The sequence below is a fragment of the Lysinibacillus sp. NPDC093197 genome (assembly GCF_044754025.1).
Lineage (GTDB): Bacteria > Bacillota > Bacilli > Bacillales_A > Planococcaceae > Lysinibacillus.
The window spans coordinates 13372-32420 of the sequence record NZ_JBIVOH010000001.1 but is presented as its reverse complement, the minus strand read 5'-3'; the positions used below and the strand labels follow the sequence as shown (position 1 = coordinate 32420).

Here is a 19049-nt window from a genome sequence, read left to right as displayed (position 1 = left end):
AGTCTATTCTAAAAACTAAGCAAGAAATGTGAGGAGCATACAATTCAATATGAAATTTAAACTACCTTTCTGGAAAAAGAAAACTCCTGTAGAAGTGCATATACCTAAAGAAAATTCCGAGAGAATTGCCCAATCAACAGATTGTTTTATTCAGTCAATAAAAGATGCTACGAATAATCCATCTGATTTAATTATAAAATCTCTTCCGCCCAATCTTAGCCTTATTTATATTGATAATTTAGTCGATAACCAAACATTAAACAATGGTATTATAGCTAATTTACAAAACAAACCAAATGAAACACCAGAAAACATAAAGGATAACCTATCGATACCTGAAGTCAATGTAACCAGTCTTCTAGAAGAAGCAATAGAAGCAATGGTAAATGGGTCTGTTGTTATCCATGTAGATGCGTTCGCACAACTAATAGTAGCAAATATTGCAAGCCGAGAATCACGGTCATTGTCGGCACCTGAAAATGAATCACAAGTGATTGGAACACAGGTTGGATTTAATGAGAGCCTTGCTACGAATATTTCCTTAGTTCGTCGCTACATAGTTAACCCTGATCTATGTATTGAAAAAATAAAAATTGGACAACGTACAAATACTTCCATCACGCTTATCTATATAAATGGTATTGCCTCCGAGCAAATGGTGAATACGTTACATCAAAGAATTAAAGATCTTAATATAGATGCGTTACTTGATAGTGCGGTTCTAGCTGAAATGATTGACGATAACTCAATGTCCGTCTTTCCCCAAATGTTGTTGACTGAAAGGCCCGACAGATTTTGCAATTGTCTATTAGATGGCAAACTGGGCATTATCGTGGATGGTAGTTCAATGGCCATCGTTTGCCCTCAATCTTTTACTGAGTTTTTTCAGAGTCAGGAAGATCAAAACTTAAGATGGCAAATTGCTACCTTTGTTCGGCTATTGCGCCTTACTGCATTCTTTATATCTGTTTATTTAACACCGATCTACGTTGCAGCGTTAACTTTTCATTATGAGGTCATTCCTCAAGCTTTCTTAGTTCCATTAAGTGAGTCCAGAGCTTTAGTACCTTTTCCACCAATATTTGAAGCACTACTCCTTGAATTTATTATTGAATTACTGAGAGAAGCTGGGGCAAGATTACCAACAAAAATCGGACAAACAATCGGTATTGTTGGTGGTATCGTAATTGGAACGGCAGCCGTACAGGCAGGTATTACAAGTAATATATTACTAATTATTATTGCATTAAGCGCCTTGGCGTCTTTCACTTCACCAAGTTATATGATGGGTAATGCTATTCGGCTTATTCGCTTCCCAATAATTATACTTGCAGGATTTTGGGGTTTTTATGGTATAATGCTGGCATTTTGCTTTATCTTAATTCACCTTTTACGTCAATCTAGTTTAGGTGCACCGTATATGTCTCCACTTTATCCACCTAGAGTGAGAGAAATGCGAGATAGTGTTATTAGAATGCCTATGCCATTCACGGCAAAAAGACCTGCCCTGACAAGGCCATCTAATCAGGATAAATACGAGCCTGAACCTGTAAAACCGGAAGAAAGTTGAAATGAAGGTGAAATGAATGAAAAATCCGCTACAACTTAGCCCTAAAGACATGATAAATGCTTATTTGCTATTTTTTGTCATCCACAGTGCTCAAGTAGGAGTCGGTATACAAGGATTTCAACGTATTGTGTACAAAGATGCAGGACATGATGCATGGATTTCAGTTCTATTGGCGGGCATTGCCACACATATCGTCACTTTTTGTATGATAAAAACATTGGAAATATACGGTTCTAATGATTTATATGGGATACAGCAAGATATCTTTGGCAAGTGGATAGGCAATTTTTTAAATGTCATATATATTGCTTATTGTTTTGTAGCATCCTTTTCTGTTTTACGGAATTATATTGAAGTGATTCAAGCATGGATGTTCCCTAGTATAGGTACATGGTTTCTATCAGCTACTATACTAATAATCATAATATACGCCTTCACTGGTGGACTTCGAGTAATTGTCGGTGTTTCTTTTTTTAGTATTGTACTCTCGTTATGGATTTTCCCTATGCTATTATTCCCAATGAAGTTTTCAACAGTAGACAGTCTACTCCCTATTTTAGAAACAAACTTTAGTTCACTATTAAAAGGTGCACAATCGATGACTTTTACAATTATTGGATTTGAAATTCTTAATATTATTTACCCTTTCATAAAGGACAAAAAAAACGTCAGCAAGTATGCACATATGAGTTTGTTGGCTACAACTATCCTATATCTAGCTGTTATGTTAGTTTCCATTACTTACTACAGTGAAGGAAAACTTCTAAAAACAATATGGGCAACATTGACATTATTTAGCTTTATAAGCTTTCCTTTTATGGAGCGATTTGAATTTGTGGCAGTTTGTTTTTGGATGTTGATCATTTTACCAAATCTTTGTCTCTATTTATGGGCTGCTTATCGAGGAACTCAACGATTAGTCAATATAAGTGGAACGAAATTCGTGTGGATTTTCTCTATTCTTGTTTTCATTGCCACATTGCTCGTTCAAACGCGCACTCAAATCAATACAATTAATACGTATTTCGGAAAAGTAGCTTTTTATATCATCTTTGTTTATCCGATTTTCTTATTTTTCATCGCCATAATTAAAAAAAAGTTCATAGCAAAGAAGGAGCATAAAAATGAAAAAGCTTAGGCATATTATTATCCTTCTTTTATTATTTATTTTTTTATATGGATGTGCAGAGACCAATATTCTAGATCAAGTGGGCTTAACGACTTTAGTTGGCTACGATGTAGGAACGGAAGAAAAAATAGCTACGACTGCTGTTATTCGTGAAGTGAATCCCGAATTTCAGAGTAAGGTAGAGGTCCTTACAACAGAGGACACAACTAGTAAAGGAAGTCGGATGAAATCTAATCGAAAGCTAGCTAAAAAGATTATGGTCGGTCAAATGAGGGTAATATTGTTTGGCGAAGAAGTAGCGAAAGATGATCTTCATTATTACATTAATACAAATCTGGAAAATGCAAGTGTAAGCAATAGTTTGTATATGGCTGTCGTAGAAGGAGAAACAGCACCATTACTTAAATACGAATATAAAAATATTGATGATATTGGTCAGCACATATATAAGCTTTTAGAACAAAACATTAAACAAGAGTATATGATATCCCCAACACTTCATGAGATTGCGCACGATTATTATACGACCGGTAAAGATATCGCTATGCCTATTTTAAAAAGAGATAAAGAACTTGTTGAATTAAGCGGAATAGCCCTATTTAAAGACGGTAAAATGGTCAGCAAACTCTCGGCGAAAGATAGCTTTTACATCAAGGTTGTCAGAGATACATTTAAGGTAGGGATTTTTGAAACTACCATACAAGAAGATGATGTGCCCCCAACATTATTGAAAAAAGCTGAAGAAATCCCTGTAGCATTTGATGCCATTCAATCTAAAAGAGACATTAAATTAGTCGATGCTTCTAAAACCGAGTTTGATCTAAACATCAAAATGAAGGCAAGAGTATTAGAAATACACAAAGATATAAATCTAGGCAATCCTAAGCAGGTAGCAGAACTTGAAAAGGCGATTAGTAAAAAATTATCAAAGGAAGTATCTAGAGTTATTGCACAAAGTCAGGAAGCCCAGTCAGATGTCTTTGGTTTTGGAGAGAAATATAGAAGCACTGTGCGGAATTCGAATCTGACAAAAGAAAAATGGCATGAGATGTATAAAGACATCAAAGTGAATGTGAAGGTCGACTTTGTTATCGTAAGAAACGGTGTTTTTGAATAAATTGCATTGTTTTAGTTCAGTAGTTAAAGCAAAATTATTTTAATTCACTATTAGCTTGATGGCCAGTCATAACGGACAAAAAATCATGAAAGAACTTTTCATAATTTATATCAAATGCAATACGATGCGTTTTTTGCCCATTCTTTATGTTTTCGTATGGTCGGGTTTCCGCAATACTTTGCCCCCGTTCAGGACCATCTAGTTTATCGACGACTGTAACAGGATAGGACTCATACGTGAACATGTCAGGGTTAATGATAGCCATAAGGGTTAGTGCATCGTGGAGAGGACTCCCTAAAAGTGTGGGGTCCCTTTCTTGATAAAAACGCGTATAGTACTCCATTAATGGTTTGAAGATTTTCGCCTTCCCAAAATGATCGATATAGTCGACCATGCCGGGCGTAACAATGGCTTTTTGTGTTGCATTTAAAGGAATAATTGTCACATTCGTAGCGTATGTGAGTACAATATTTACCGCAAAAGGATCTCCGTGAAAATTCGCCTCAGCAACAGTAGTGATATTTCCTGGAAACCCAAAAGCGCCACCCATAATATAAAATTCCTTTACGTTTTTCATTAACTCTTTGTAGAAAATAAACATCGTGGCAAGTGAAGTGAGCCGACCAATATTTACGATGATCAGCTCATCCTTATATTTTTTAATGATATTTACGATTTCCAAAAAATTTTCCGTTTTTAAATCGTAGTCTTCATTTAGTATGATTGGTCCAAGTCCATGCTCTCCATGAATTTCAGGAAAGTATGTTGGCTGTTCGCCAGTTAAAGGTACTTCTGCCCCTAAAATAACAGGGATTCCCTTAGGAAAATTAAACAACTTCATCAAATATAAAATATTGGCCACTGCAACTTCTCTCGATACATTTCCGTAATCTGCAACTAATCCGACAATTTCTATTTCACGGTGTAGTCTAGCGTAGATTAACGCAGCTGTATCATCAATGCCAATATCCCCGAACAAAAGTACTTTTTTCACTAAAGAGCCCCCTTTTATTTACAATAAAGCTCCTCTTATAGCAAGATTAAAATGCCAAAGGTGACACTATTTCGAACCTTTTTTCAAAATAAAGGGTGATTAAAAAGCCTTTTACGACCTATATTTAATAGTAAATAAAATGACTCAAGCATCATACTATAATCTCCCTCTTTCACCCTTGAAAATTCAATGTTTTTCACATAAAAAATCAAGCATACATAGTGTATGAATATAAGGAGTAATTCGTTATTAATAATAATTATCCAAATGATTGGAATTTTAAAAAACGTTGCAAAAACAGATTCAATTAAATGCAATAGCACCTAGTCGTATTTGCACATCACTTATCCCTTCCAGTTTTTCTTCTGATAAAACACACTACACGGAACGAATCTATTTGATTAAATGGCCTAGCCTTTTGAAGTTGCTCCTACATTTGTATACATAGCATCTAATGATTCTAGAGTCGTTACTGGGCAAGTACTAATGTGCAGTATCCTATTTGTTTGCAATCGGAAGCCCCATACGTTTTTCCAACAAAAAAATGCCCGCTATTTGATTAGCGAGCATAAAAGTAACTTGATGTCAGGTGCCTGGCACTTTTATTAAGTGCATTATTTACTTCTCACAAACAATAGTTTGTACCATTGATTAACTAAAAACGGTAAGAACGATAAGCTATAAATAAAGCCTAATTGTGCGCCAGTTAATGTGGCAACTTCAAATATATCCGTGAAAGATGGCACAAATAATACTACATGTAGAGCAACAAAGCCGATTAAAAATGCTAACCAAGTATATTTATTCGAAAATACACCGATGGCAAAAATCGACTGTTTGGATCTAGAGTTAAAGCCATGTATTAGTCTTGATAAACATAAAGTTGTAAACGCCATTGTACTTGCTGTTAAAGTATCTCCTGTTGACAATCCTATTTCGAAAGCAACAGCCGTAGAAATAGCAATTAATAAACCTTCAAGTACCACTTGGGTCGTAAATATTCTATTTAGTAATGGTGTGTGAATATTTCTTGGCTTGTCCTTCATAGTGTTTTTATTATTTGGTTCCAGCCCGATGGCAATTGCCGGCAAACTATCGGTCAGCAAGTTAATAAATAATAGATGGACCGGCGCAAATGGAACTGGTAAACCTAAAATAGTCGCATATAAAACGACAAAGATAGCTCCTGCATTCCCTGATAGCAAAAATAAAATGGCATTTTTAATATTCGTATAAATACTTCTTCCATTTGATATTGCTTTGACAATCGTGGAAAAATTATCATCGGTTAAGATCATAGAAGATGCATCTTTTGCCACCTCAGTACCGCTTATTCCCATCGCTACACCGATATCGGCTTGCTTTAAGGCTGGCCCATCATTGACTCCATCCCCCGTCATAGCAACGACGTTCCCTTTTTCTTGCCAGGCTCTCACAATACGAATTTTTTGCTCTGGTGTTACGCGGGCATAAACTGAGAAATCTTGCACTTTTTCTTGCAGTTCCCGATCAGTTAATTTTTCAATTTCAGCTCCTTCAATCGCTTCACTTGGATCCTGTAAAATACCAATTTGTTTTGCAATCGCAGTGGCTGTTATTTTATGGTCACCTGTGATCATTACAGGTTTAATCCCTGCTTTGATACAACTTTCAACTGCTGCCTTTGATTCTTTTCTAGGAGGGTCCATCATTGCGATTAATCCGACAAAGATTAAGTCTCTTTCGTCTACAACGGAGATTGCTCGAGGTTCATATACCTCCTTGTACGTAATAGCCAAAACTCTTAAACCATTCATCGAAAAGTCTCGGTTAACTTCTTCGATTTTTTTCTTATGTTCATGAGTAATAGTTAATAAACCATTAGAAGTATTAATTTTTGTAATTTTTGAAAGGAGAACATCTAATGCTCCCTTCGTAATCATAATATTTTGCTGATTAATACGATTCACCGTGCTCATAAGTTTTCTATCTGAATCAAAAGGAAGCTCTGCTACCCTTGGACAATTTTCTCTGACGATTAATTCATCAAAGTCGTATTGCTTCCCTAATTTCACAAGCGCAATTTCAGTAGGATCACCAATTTCTTTATGATCTCTTTCCAACGCATCATTACATAATAGTGCCTTCCAAATCAGATCTTTTTCGATTGTGTTTTTCATTTGTAGCTGATCGTGTGAAATAACTTTTTGATCAACAAATACATGTTGCACGACCATTTTGTTTTCAGTTAAGGTTCCTGTTTTATCTGAACATATAACAGAGACACTTCCCAAACTTTCAACAGCAAAGAGCTTTCGTATAATAGCATTTTCTTTTGCCATTTTTTGTGTCCCAAAAGCCAACACAATTGTCACAATCGAACTTAACGCCTCTGGTATAGCGGCAACAGCCAATGAAACGGCAAACATAAACGATTCCACCAACTCACGGCCTCGAACAAGATCAATTGTGAAAATAACTACACAGATCATCGTGATTCCTAAGGCTAATTTCTCTCCAAATTGATCTAGGCTAACTTGTAGCGGAGTCTTCTTTTCTTTCGCAGTATCTAGCAAATTTGCTATTTTACCAATTTCCGTTTCCATTCCGATAGATGTGACAATCACAATACCTCGACCATTTGTAACAAAGCTACCAGTGAAAACCATATTTTTCTTATCAGCAATCGTTACATCTTCCTTAATGGGATCAGCAAATTTCGCAACGGCTAAAGATTCACCAGTAAGTGAGCTTTCATTTATATGAAGATTATGGCTTTCTACTAATCTTCCATCAGCATTTATATAATCGCCAGCCTCCAAATACAGAAGATCTCCTACTACTATATCTTTAGACGGAATTTCGATAATCTGATTGTTTCGCATCACTTTCGCAATTGGAGAAGATAAAGCTTTCAAATTACCTAAAGACTTTTCCGCCTTTACATGCTGCACAGTACCGAGAATTGCATTTAAAATTATGACAATCAAAATGACAATTGTGCTTTCTACTTCACCTAATAGAAATGAAATAAAAGCCGCTATCATCAAAATAATTACTAATAAATCCTTAAACTGACCGAAAAAAACGGCAAGCGTACTTATTTTTTTACCTTCCTCTAATACATTAAAACCATACACTTCTTGCCTTTTTTGAACGTCAGAATCACTCAATCCTTTATTGGTCACGCTTAATTTATTCATGACTTCTGCGGACGACTGCTGATGATATTGTGTCATTTCATTTAGTTCTCCTTCCAGTGTAATTTTATTAGACTATCATACTCATGACGAAAAACGATTGCTGCTATTTTACTAACGATAGAGTCTCGCAAAACTCGAATAGACCATTATAACTTATGTGTTATTCATCGTAGAGCTGACTATTTCAATAGAAGGAAAATGTCTATTGAATAGTCTTTTAGCTACCAAATTTCATTTACCCTTGTATTTTTCGACTACAAACTCCGAACTTTCTTTCATGAATTCCGAGAAAATCCCATTCTAAAATACGTTTCTCCATATCTACTCCATCTTCAAATATTCGAACTATAACAATCTATTCCTTGTCCTAATCCAGTATGATAATAATTGATATAGAGATTTAATTTTTTATACTATTGTTGATGTAAACTCACAGAATTTACCAACCTTATGGAAATGAAAGCCCCCTCGACTAGTAGCGTCAAGGGGGCAAATTAACTTATTAAGTACTATATTTAAATGATTTTAATGATACACAGAGTGCTAATACAAAGCATCCTATTAAGATAAATAGTGACTGGCACTCTCTTCTATTGATTTCAAAAGATTTATAATACATAAACACAACTATAATTTTTTATTTTGTGGTATACTACTTCGAGTAGCGCCATCAAAGGGCCACAACCAATTCTGAGCTGTAGCGTATTTCATACGTTGCAGCTTTTTTTATTGTTTTTATTAAAAAGAATATACTCCAGCACCATTTTACAATATAATGTATAAACTAGAAAATATTAATAAGCACTTATTTAAATAGCTTTCCTAAATTATTAAAATCACTAAGGAGAGAATACGATGAATGTAGAGAAAATCTTTGAAAACTTCCCGCTATTAAGTTCGAACAACCTACAATTTAAAAAAATTGAAGCAAGCCACTTAAACATGTTATTTGCCATCTACGATAATGAAAAAGTATTTGAGTTTTGTGGCATCATTCCGAAGCACAATATCCAGACAGTCCAAAAAATGATTGGTCATTTTGAACGTGATTTCACGAAAAGAAGCCGAGTGAAATGGGGTATTTTTTTTAAGAATCAACCAGACAAATTAGTCGGTATAATAGAAGCGATGGATTTTAATCAAAAAGTGAACATGGTAACAATTGGTTACTATTTAGCTGAGGACTATTGGAATAAGGGCATCGCTACTGAATCAGTGCAATCAATCATTAAATTTCTATTTGACGAAGCCGACATCAATAGAATTCAAGCAGAGGTTATGCCAATGAATGATGCTTCAAAAAAAGTGCTTATAAAAAGTGGTTTTATAAAAGAAGGATTATTAAGACAAGCCTCTTCCTGGTCTGGCAAAGGAATTATTGATTTGGAAATTTACAGCATCCTGCAAGAGGATTACAGTAACTTGTAGATTCAATTTGAACGGATGTTGGAAGAAGAAATAAAGCCCGCACTAAAATGAATATGTAATTGCAATCACGAAACATAGGACAATTAGAGTCATTAGCTATACTTTGCGTATTTTCATAATCAAAAAGCACTCTAAACAGGGATATCCCTGCTTAGAGTACTTCCACCCTGTAGCTTATCCCTTATTTTCATACCAAAAGAGTATTGTAAAAAATTGTTGCACTAAAGCCATAGTTGGTAGTTTGTTATTGTTTAACAATATGATGCCATTGTCTATTTGCCCTAATACTACCCAAAAATTTTTTGTTTCACTTACATAACTAAGGTATGTCTATATACAGGCATAAAAATATTATTAATCATCTGAGTAGCCACTTCTTCATTAAAATCTCCTGACAACACAGCATTCACAATAAGTATAACAGCGAAATTTTTCATATTTTTTGTAAGTTTGCTCTTATTAATTTCCCCACGTTCATCTGCATTATTAAATATTTCTTCAAGAACAGAAAACAATTTATTTTCAGAATTGATTTTATTTAAGAAATCCATAAGCGATATTTTTGGTAATTTATCCAGTAGGAGCCCTCTAATAACATCCAATCCAATTTCCTCGAGTTTTTTAATTATAAGAATGAAAAAAGTTAATAAATCATCATTTAATTGACCAGTATTAGGAACTGTAAAATGGAATTTAGGTGTATGTCGCTGGATTGTAGCAACTACAATTTCTGCTTTTCCGTCCCATCTTCGATACAATACATTTTTTGTTGTTTGGGCATTTTCAGCAATACGATCCATTGTTAATTGCTCGTATCCCACTTCTTTTAGTAATTTCCAAGTACTATCTAAAATAGCTTGCTCTAATTCCAATCCTCTCCGACGTGCTTTAGTCATTTCAATCCCTCATCTTCTCTTATTTGTTGACAATTATACCACGTTCGCATAAGATACTACAGTATTCTATTTTAGATACTGTAGTATCTTATTTTTAGGGGGAGTTACATTGAAAAAAGAAAAGTCACTTATTGGAATAGCTTTTGTTTTGGTATTAGGTGCTCTTGCGCCAATGTTAGATACCACTATGACGAATATTGCAGTCGATGTTATGATGAAAGATTTAAACGCGACTGTGGATTCGATTCAATGGGTAAGCACTTCCTACGTATTAGCTTTAGGGATTGCAGTTCCTATTGCAGGATGGGCTATTGATTACTTTGAAGGAAAAAAATTATATTTATTTGGGCTATTAATTTTTTTAATAGGTTCTATTATTGCTTCAGTTTCTTCGTCAGTTGATTTACTAATAGCTGGGCGAGTTGTTCAAGGTTTAGGAAGTGGTATTATTGTTCCATTGTTATCGACATTAGTTGTTCGATTAGCAGGAGGAGAAAATCTAGGCAAATTAATGTCTGTTATTGGGATTCCAGCAGTGTTGGCACCAATTTTAGGACCAACATTCGGAGGATTTATCATTCATTCTTTAAATTGGCATTGGATTTTCTATATTAATGTTCCAATCGTTATTTTATCAGCATTATTAATTATATTTATGCTTCCAACTTTCAAACCTAGTGGGAGTGGGAAGAAACTTGATGTTATAAGTATTCTTTTATTAAGTGGAAGTTTTACAAGTTTTATTTTAGGTATTTCAGAAATACACGCGTTCAGCACTGGGTTTTCAACTAAAGCTTTTGTGGCGTTACTAATAGGTGTTGGCTTGTTAATAACGTATATTGTGTATGCGGCTTTAAAACCAGAAAGAGCACTTGTAAGTTTAAAGCTTTTCAAGATTAAAAGTTTCTCTGCGTCTACAGTTTTATTAATAATGTCAGGGTTAACAGTAAATGGCGTTATGTTTTTACTACCACTGTTTTTACAAAATATTTTAGGATTAAGTGTTACTTGGTCAGGGATATTCTTAATTAGTCAAGGTATCGGACTACTCGTTTCAAGAAGTTTAGTAGGGAAATTAACAGATCAGTTTGGTGCACGAATTGTTGTACAAATTTCAGCAGCTATCGGTATTGCAAGCACATTGCCATTTGTGTTTTTTTCTGAACATACAAGTAGTACTTTAATTATTTGCATGTTATTTGTAAGAGGTATTGCACAAGGTGGGCTAACAATTTCCGTAATGTCTGATTCCTACCGTAATGTACCGAAAGAACTGATTTCTGAAGCAACAACAGCAACGAGAATGCTTCAAAATATTGGAGGTGCTATTGGAACAGCAATTTTAGCGACCGTGATTCAACATTCGATTAATAACCAGCCTGCCACAACAGAAGTGTTATTGACAGGTTATCATCACGCCTTTGTATTTACGGTTATCAGTTTAGTTATTGCATTCATTCCAGCTTTCTTTTTGACTAGTACAAGAAAAAAGAAAGAACATAGTATTTAAGCAAAACAAGAAAAGAGCTCACAAAATTAAAATACATGAGCTCTTTTCTATTGTTAGATATTAAAGTGAATCATAATTAAATAAGAAAAGAAACAACAACTACTCTCCCTCTTAAACGATAAAGTTTAAAACTTTTATCCATACTATGAATGTTTAATTTCTTTCCCCACTAAGCAATACAAAGGGTCTAACCCTTGTTAATGCAATAAAAGTACTCAAACAGCTGTATCTTTATTTAGAGTACTTTTATTGATTATGTTAATGGATATTTAAAATCTTTCCATAAATCAAATCTACAATCTTAAGATTTCATTTCTCGCCATTTCCAATATGCTTCATATAGCATATCGTGTAGAAATTCCTCATACTCTCGCTCCTCATCTAGACCTCTCCGTTCTAGTTTTAGCCCTAACCACACCGTATCATCATATCTAAATTTAGGATCACCAACACCATCTATAATACAGAAAAAGTGAAAAAAGGTTGAAAGCATCCGATCGCGAACAATCTTTTCAATGCCACATATACTATGAAAATCAAATTCATTTGCTTTTAACGCTTTGATTTCCTCAGTAGTTAATTTAAGCTCATCTTCTACGCTTATTATCGCGTTTTCTGGATGACTTAGGCTATCACCCAATTTAGAGTATTCTTCAATTAATTCATGAACCTCCATTAGTAAACTCATTTGACTATCCATCTATATCACCACTTTTAAGTTAATTTAGAAAAAACCAACAACTATCATCGCTTAGCCATTTCCTTAATGGTAACTTATTTACTTACGCCATACAGTTTAAAAAGTTCGCCGGATTCATATTGTTCAAGAACTATGTTTGCATGAAAACTGGTCATATTCTGTCCCATTCCTGCAATCTTTTCAAGCATTTTTAAAGCATCCGCTCTGCGATAGTCCACTATAATTGCATAAATACTGCAAACATATAAAACAAAAGTATTTTCATGTAGAAACAACTCATCTAACACTGCTGTAGCAAGTTCGGATGATTGCTTTAGTTGATCCAAAATAACTAGCAATGCCCTATTGGATTTATTTCCTCTTTTATAATCTCCAGTCATCTGCGTTTCTTCTGCTATCAAGCAATGATTAATAAACTCATCTACTAATATTTTCGTATATAATCACCTACTATATATTAGTTTAGCAAGCCTAACTTTGTATTAAATAAGCTTACCGACATTTACGAAAGCTGTTCTTTTCTATTGTATAAATGCAGATATACTAATTAGTTTTCATTCTATTTTTTTAATTTTCTTTTAATATCTGATGCATGTAAATCAATCTTATCTTTATCTTTCAAAGCGTTTCTAAACGCTAAAAATCCCAATATTAGCATTGCTATACTTAGAGGAGCAAATAAGAGGAAAAACACCTCTTTACTTACTTTATTAGTAAAGAATAAAATTAGTACAAGGATTGCGATTGCAGTAATATAGCTTACATATTTATTAAATTTGCAAGACATACGATGCACCCTTTCTAGCTTTAAATTATTTGATATTTCAGTTAATTTAATCTAGTATAAAAATAATAACACACTTAGGAGGTGCATGATATGAAATTAACACAAAAAATAACTAGTTTATTTGCCGCTTTTCTTTTATTGAGTGCAACTTTAAGTAGTGCTACATATGCAGATTCACTAGTTCCTTCAGCGGCTATTAAGACAGAAGAAATTACTGGTACTAATGATTTAATTAAAACAAACGAAAATGGTGTTGCAGAAAATGATTTTAATATTATTAATCTACCGAGTGAGTTTGATGATGGAATTCTTCTGAAAAGTAAGGGGACTGGAGAAGATTTAAAAATTGGTGTACCGAATAATATGAAGTTAAGTAAACCTACAATTACAGAATCAGGCAGCTATGAGTATAAGAATGACGGACCAGTAGACTTGATTTTGCAACCGACGGAGTTTGGAGTTAGAAGTATTATAAATATTAAAGATTCAAGTGCTCCAATGGAATATAAATTTGAGTTGGATATACCAGAAGGACATAAGCTGATTTCATCTGCTGATTATTTTGGTGACGTCCCTGGAAATGAGTTAGATACAAAAGAAGTCTTTATTGTAGATGAAAATAACATTATTCAAAGTGTTTTTGGGAAAGCGTGGGCAGTTGATGCTAATGGTGTAGATGTACCCACCTATTATGAAGTGGTTGATAACACTTTAATTCAAACCGTGAATTTTAATGAAAATACTGCATTTCCTGTATTGGCCGATCCAGATTGGGTAGCAATAGGAGCATGTAGTGCAGCTTTAGTTTGGTTTGTTGGTTCAAATTTATTTGTAGCAGCTAAAATTATCAAAGTTAGAAATTATATTAAAGCTCTCGGTGGTTTTAAAGAAAGTGCAAAATTAATTGCGGGTGCTACATCTTGGGAAGAAAAATTACGTGTGGGGGGATCAGCTTTACGTAGTTTAGCAGCAGAAATTACAGGTGTTACAGGTTTATATGCGTGTACTAGATTCTTTAATAAATGATGAAAATATTTTAAAATGACTTGAAGAAGAGTAGACAAAATCGTCTGCTTTTTTTTGTCGTGCTTTGGATGCTAGTAGGAGGCAGGCGAGGATTACAATAAATAAATTGTTATGGGCGTACTGATTAGGTTTTTCAATGAGAACCTGATTTTTTTAAAAAAATCGGCATTACTTCGTTCTGTTATGCAAGACGCAAAAAAGAACACACATTCCCCCTCTTTAATTTCTTTATCGTGAATATTTAGTTTTATACTATGGGTATGGTGCGAGAAGATAATTTAAAACTAGAAAATATAGTGTCGGATAATCTGTTGATATTTTCTAACAATTACATACGCAACCAACAAAAAAGATTGTAGATGCCCCCGAAAATTAGGAGCAGCTACAATCAAACAGCCTCTATCAACCTACTTTTACTTAATACTTTTAGCAGCTTGCTGAATAAGTGCAGCTACCATCGTATCCATTTGTGCAAAACGATCATCCTTCGTTTGCCCGTTTACAAAGCGGTAATAAATCTGTTGGCAAATCACCGCTAATTTAAAATAAGCAAATGTGATATAATAATGGATTGCTGAAACATCACGACCACTTTTCTCTGCATAACGTTCGATGAATTCTTCTCTTGTATAAAAGCCAGGTAAAATCGTAATCGGTGGCTCGCCTAGTGCATACAGCAGCATTTTTGGATCATCTGCATGCATCCAGTAGCTCATGGCAACACCGAGATCTGCTAAAGGATCCCCTACTGTTGTCATTTCCCAATCAAAAAGCCCAATCATTTGTGAATAATCCTGTGAAAACATCGCATTATTGAATTTATAATCATAATGAATAATTGTCGCTTCAGCATTTGTCGGTATATGTTCCTTTAGCCAAGCTGTTAGCGATGCTACCTCTGAAAGCTCAGCTGTTTTCGCTTTATCGTATCGATCAATCCAGCTATGCACCTGGCGTTCCATAAACCCATCAGGCTTCACCATGTCTATTAATGGCGTTTCTTTATATGGTATGGCATGGAGCGCTACTAATGATTCCACCATCTTTTCAGACAACTGACGGGCTAGTTCTACTGTCGTATCGTTACCAGGTGGAAAATGCGTATCCAATACAACTCCCTTTTTTCGTTCCATTAAGAAAAAATCACTACCGATAATGCTATCATCATCAACATAAACATATGGTTTTGGCACAACTGCTAAAAACGGATGGAGCGCAGATAAAATTGTAAATTCACGCTTCATATCGTGCGCCTTTTTTGCAACTGGTCCAAGAGGTGGCCTGCGAAGTACGACTTCAAAATCCGCTATTTTTAAACAGTAAGTTAAATTAGAATGGCCAGCACTAAATTGAGAAATTTCTAGTTTCCCCTCTGGTAAGTTTGAGAAATGTTGCTTTAAAAAAGCATGTAATTGCTCTGCATCAATCCGTTCACTTGCCCTTACTTGCATCGTATCCATAGGAACCCCCCTTAAATAATTGCACTCATTCCACCATCTACGACAATGACCTCACCTGTAACATAATCCGAAGCTGCTGCTGCTAAAAATAGTGCAACTCCCTTCAAATCATTTTCAGAACCTAAACGCTTTAAAGGTGTAGCGCCCATTAAATAATCTTGTCCTCGTTCAATTAAGACATTCGACATTTTCGTCGGGAAAAATCCAGGAGCAATGGCATTGACGTTGACACCCGCTGGTCCCCATTTCACAGCTAAATCTTTCGTGAATGTAATTACTGCACCTTTACTTGCGTTATAACCGATCGTATCCATAAAATCAGGTAGTGTGCCACCAAGCCCTGCAATAGAAGCAATATTAATAATTTTCCCAGCGTTTTGTTCGAGCATCACTTTACCAACTGCCTGAGTCATTAAAAATGTCCCATTGACATTCACATCAAAAACCTTTTGCCAAGCCTCGTACGGCATGTTTACAGCAGGCGCACCCCATGAGGCTCCACTGTTATTTACTAAAATATCAATTTTTCCAAATGTCTCTAATGTTTTAGACACGACATTCGCTATTTCTTCGGATTTTGTCACATCACAGGCAAGCGCAAGTGTCTGGACACCCAATTTCGCAAGCTGTGCAGCCACTTCCTCACAAGCCTCCACTTTTCGTGAACATAGCACAACATTTGCACCAGCCTCTGCAAAGCCTTGGGCAATTTGCGCACCAAGTCCGCGACCGCCACCCGTAACAATAGCGGTTTTCCCTTTTAAGCAAAATAAGTCCAATACACTCATTTCATCAGCTCCTTTTGCTTTGTGGCATGTTTTTTCAGTTCCAATTTCGCTACAGTATTGCGATGAACCTCATCTGGTCCATCTGCTAATCGCAAAGTACGTGAATTGGCCCATTGTGCAGCTAATGTTGTATCGGGTCCCACTCCAGCAGCGCCAAACGCTTGAATTGCACGATCGATCACACGTAAAGCCATATTTGGTGCAACAACTTTAATCATTGCAATTTCAGCCTTCGCTTCTTTATTGCCTACCGTGTCCATCATATAGGCAGCCTTTAACGTAAGCAGTCTTGCCTGCTCAATATCAATGCGTGACTCGGCTATCCGTTCACGCATTACGCCTTGATCGGCTAATGGTCGATGAAAAGCATGACGCTCCTGTAAACGAATACACATTTCCTCTAAAGCTCGTTCAGCTGCTCCAATTAGGCGCATGCAATGATGTATTCGTCCTGGACCTAAACGCCCCTGTGCAATCGCAAAGCCTTTGCCCTCACCCCATAAAATATTTTCCACAGGTACTCGAACATTTGTAAACGTAACCTCACCATGTCCTTCAGGGGCATGATCATAGCCAAAGGCAGTTAACATGCGCTCTATTTTGACCCCTGGTGTATTCATCGGTACTAAAATCATTGACTGTTGCTCATGTATAGGTGCATTAGAATCCTTATGTTTACCCATAAAAATAGCGACTTTACAACGAGGATCTCCAGCCCCTGTTGTCCACCACTTATGGCCATTTAAAACGTAATAATCGCCATCACGTTCAATACTTGCCTCAATATTCGTTGCATCACTTGAAGCTACTGCTGGCTCTGTCATCGCAAAACAAGACCGAATTTCCCCACGTAATAACGGTTCTAGCCACTCTTTTTTTTGCTGTTCAGAGCCGTAGCGTACAAGTACCTCCATATTCCCCGTATCAGGGGCATTGCAGTTAAAGACTTCGGGCGCTATTAATGAACGCCCCATAATTTCACACAAAGGAGCATATTCTAAATTCGATAAACCTGCACCGTACTTACTATCAGGTAAAAACAGATTCCATAGCCCCGCTTCCCGTGCTTTGCTCTTCAATTCTTCCATAATTGGAGGGTTCGCTCCCCAACGATCCTCCATTGCATCCACCTGTGCCGCATATACTGCCTCATTTGGATAAACATATTGCTCCATAAAATTTGTCAGTTTTTCTTGCAGTTCTACTACTTTTTCACTATAAGAAAAATTCATATGAACGCCCCCTTTGATTGACAATGCGAATGAAAAATGAATGATTGTTCATTCTTATTCTTACAATAAATGTTACCGCTATATGCCACGTAAATCAATCATCAATTCCACAAAAAATAGAATAAAAGAGATAATGCATTCACAAAACAGCTAAATTAAGTACCGTTTATTCCTTCTTTCCATGAAACACATACAAGATATTAACTATTTTAAAAAAATATAATTATTATCTTTTACTATCAAAGTATTGCATAACACCATCAATAAATTGGCGGATTGCAAAAGGTAGATGTCGATTTTTCAAATACACTAAATAAACATTTCGCTGTAAATTTGGGCAATCAATTTCTTTTTGAACAATTGTCTTTGCAGTTGGTCCCTGTAAATAATTTTTAGGCAATATCGTAATACCTAAATTTTCACGAACGAGTGATACAGCGGTTTCAAAACGTTCGATTTCAAATTGTACATTAATCTCTTGACCTGCATTTTCAAATGCTTTCAAAATGTCTTGCCGTGTCTGAAAACCATCCGTACTAATGATGAAAGGTTCATTGGCTAAATCCGAAATAGACAAAATATCTTTTGCTGCTAACGGATGATTTAAAGGTAACACTGCGACAAGTCGTTCCTCATACAAACATTTCACCTCGAGCTCTTCATCATCAATCAACTGATTAGTAATAATGACATGTGTTTTATAACCTTTTAGTGATTTTTTTACACGTTTGCTACCTAAAATATCTACTAAATGAAACTTCATCTGTGGATAGACCTTTTTATATTCAACAATTGCTTTTGGTAACCAATGCTTGATTGATTCCATCACGCCTATAGTCAAATCACTCGTACCATGTACAATGACCTCGTCCATTTCAATTTTTAATACTTCCATATTTTTTAATATAACTTTTGCTCTTTCATATAGAAGCTCACCAGCTTCAGTTAAGTGCAAATTTCTTGTATTTCTTTCAAGTAAAGAAGAACCCACTTCTTGCTCTAATTTTTTAATCGCATTACTTAAAGAAGGCTGAGAAATATGCAGTTTTTCAGCTGCTTTCGAGTAATTCATATGCTCAATAACTGCGATAAAATATTGTAATTGTTTTAAATCCAAAACAACATACCTCCACATTTATAGTTTAAAGCTATAGATTAATAATAATTATATATTAGTAAATATAATTATGTGAATATATAATAAATTAACACTACATGAATAATGTTAAT

Annotated in this window: 16 protein-coding genes; 6 read left to right on the top strand and 10 right to left on the bottom strand. The window is 35.2% G+C overall.

Annotation, left to right across the window (positions count from 1 at the left end; translation table 11 throughout):
- Window positions 1-49: 49 nt before the first annotated feature.
- The 3 genes from ACIP9G_RS00160 to ACIP9G_RS00150 are packed head-to-tail and all read left to right on the top strand — an operon-like array spanning window position 50 to window position 3816.
- Window positions 50-1570 (top strand): spore germination protein, encoded by a 1521-nt coding sequence (locus ACIP9G_RS00160; RefSeq protein WP_401016425.1) that lies wholly within the window; start codon window positions 50-52, stop codon window positions 1568-1570.
- A gap of 16 nt (window positions 1571-1586) precedes the next feature.
- The gene (locus tag ACIP9G_RS00155) at window positions 1587-2708 is read left to right on the top strand and encodes a GerAB/ArcD/ProY family transporter (RefSeq protein ID WP_401016422.1); all 1122 of its coding nucleotides are present in this window, start codon (window positions 1587-1589) and stop codon (window positions 2706-2708) included.
- On the top strand, window positions 2695-3816 hold the full coding sequence (locus ACIP9G_RS00150; RefSeq protein WP_401016419.1) for a Ger(x)C family spore germination protein: 1122 nt from the start codon (window positions 2695-2697) through the stop codon (window positions 3814-3816). The genes ACIP9G_RS00155 and ACIP9G_RS00150 overlap by 14 nt, the downstream gene beginning before the upstream one ends.
- Window positions 3817-3850: 34 nt before the next feature.
- Here the strand turns inward: ACIP9G_RS00150 and ACIP9G_RS00145 are convergent, their stop codons facing one another.
- Complete coding sequence (locus ACIP9G_RS00145) at window positions 3851-4810, bottom strand: nucleoside hydrolase (protein ID WP_401016417.1); 960 nt, start codon at window positions 4808-4810, stop codon at window positions 3851-3853.
- Between the two features lie 614 nt (window positions 4811-5424).
- Window positions 5425-8028 (bottom strand): cation-translocating P-type ATPase, encoded by a 2604-nt coding sequence (locus tag ACIP9G_RS00140; RefSeq protein ID WP_401016414.1) that lies wholly within the window; start codon window positions 8026-8028, stop codon window positions 5425-5427.
- An 819-nt stretch (window positions 8029-8847) separates the two neighbouring features.
- On the opposite strand from ACIP9G_RS00140, the gene ACIP9G_RS00135 reads away from it, so the two are divergent.
- Window positions 8848-9420 (top strand): GNAT family N-acetyltransferase, encoded by a 573-nt coding sequence (locus ACIP9G_RS00135; protein ID WP_401016411.1) that lies wholly within the window; start codon window positions 8848-8850, stop codon window positions 9418-9420.
- Between the two features lie 311 nt (window positions 9421-9731).
- Here the strand turns inward: ACIP9G_RS00135 and ACIP9G_RS00130 are convergent, their stop codons facing one another.
- Window positions 9732-10316 (bottom strand): TetR/AcrR family transcriptional regulator, encoded by a 585-nt coding sequence (locus ACIP9G_RS00130; RefSeq protein WP_401016408.1) that lies wholly within the window; start codon window positions 10314-10316, stop codon window positions 9732-9734.
- A gap of 109 nt (window positions 10317-10425) precedes the next feature.
- Between ACIP9G_RS00130 and ACIP9G_RS00125 the strand changes: the two genes are divergently transcribed.
- The gene (locus ACIP9G_RS00125; protein ID WP_401016405.1) at window positions 10426-11826 is read left to right on the top strand and encodes an MDR family MFS transporter; all 1401 of its coding nucleotides are present in this window, start codon (window positions 10426-10428) and stop codon (window positions 11824-11826) included.
- A 301-nt stretch (window positions 11827-12127) separates the two neighbouring features.
- Here the strand turns inward: ACIP9G_RS00125 and ACIP9G_RS00120 are convergent, their stop codons facing one another.
- The 3 genes from ACIP9G_RS00120 to ACIP9G_RS00110 form a co-directional block, all read right to left on the bottom strand.
- Complete coding sequence (locus tag ACIP9G_RS00120; protein WP_401016402.1) at window positions 12128-12526, bottom strand: hypothetical protein; 399 nt, start codon at window positions 12524-12526, stop codon at window positions 12128-12130.
- A gap of 74 nt (window positions 12527-12600) precedes the next feature.
- Window positions 12601-12906, bottom strand: a complete 306-nt coding sequence (locus ACIP9G_RS00115; RefSeq protein ID WP_401016399.1) for a hypothetical protein — start codon at window positions 12904-12906, stop codon at window positions 12601-12603.
- Window positions 12907-13085: 179 nt separating this feature from the next.
- Window positions 13086-13313 carry a hypothetical protein gene (locus tag ACIP9G_RS00110; RefSeq protein ID WP_401016396.1) on the bottom strand — a complete coding sequence of 76 codons (228 nt, stop codon included), beginning with the start codon at window positions 13311-13313 and terminating at the stop codon, window positions 13086-13088.
- A gap of 90 nt (window positions 13314-13403) precedes the next feature.
- Between ACIP9G_RS00110 and ACIP9G_RS00105 the strand changes: the two genes are divergently transcribed.
- Window positions 13404-14339: a hypothetical protein gene (locus ACIP9G_RS00105; protein WP_401016393.1), complete on the top strand. Its 936-nt coding sequence runs from the start codon at window positions 13404-13406 to the stop codon at window positions 14337-14339.
- 413 nt (window positions 14340-14752) lie between these two features.
- Here the strand turns inward: ACIP9G_RS00105 and ACIP9G_RS00100 are convergent, their stop codons facing one another.
- From ACIP9G_RS00100 to ACIP9G_RS00085, 4 genes are all read right to left on the bottom strand, one after another.
- Window positions 14753-15799, bottom strand: coding sequence for a phosphotransferase family protein (locus tag ACIP9G_RS00100; RefSeq protein WP_401016390.1), 1047 nt, complete (start codon window positions 15797-15799; stop codon window positions 14753-14755).
- Between the two features lie 11 nt (window positions 15800-15810).
- Window positions 15811-16587 carry an SDR family oxidoreductase gene (locus ACIP9G_RS00095; RefSeq protein WP_401016388.1) on the bottom strand — a complete coding sequence of 259 codons (777 nt, stop codon included), beginning with the start codon at window positions 16585-16587 and terminating at the stop codon, window positions 15811-15813.
- Window positions 16584-17819, bottom strand: a complete 1236-nt coding sequence (locus tag ACIP9G_RS00090) for an acyl-CoA dehydrogenase family protein (protein ID WP_401016385.1) — start codon at window positions 17817-17819, stop codon at window positions 16584-16586. Before ACIP9G_RS00090 ends, ACIP9G_RS00095 begins: the two co-directional genes overlap by 4 nt.
- 226 nt (window positions 17820-18045) lie before the next feature.
- Window positions 18046-18936 (bottom strand): LysR family transcriptional regulator, encoded by an 891-nt coding sequence (locus ACIP9G_RS00085; RefSeq protein WP_401016382.1) that lies wholly within the window; start codon window positions 18934-18936, stop codon window positions 18046-18048.
- Window positions 18937-19049: the final 113 nt, after the last annotated feature.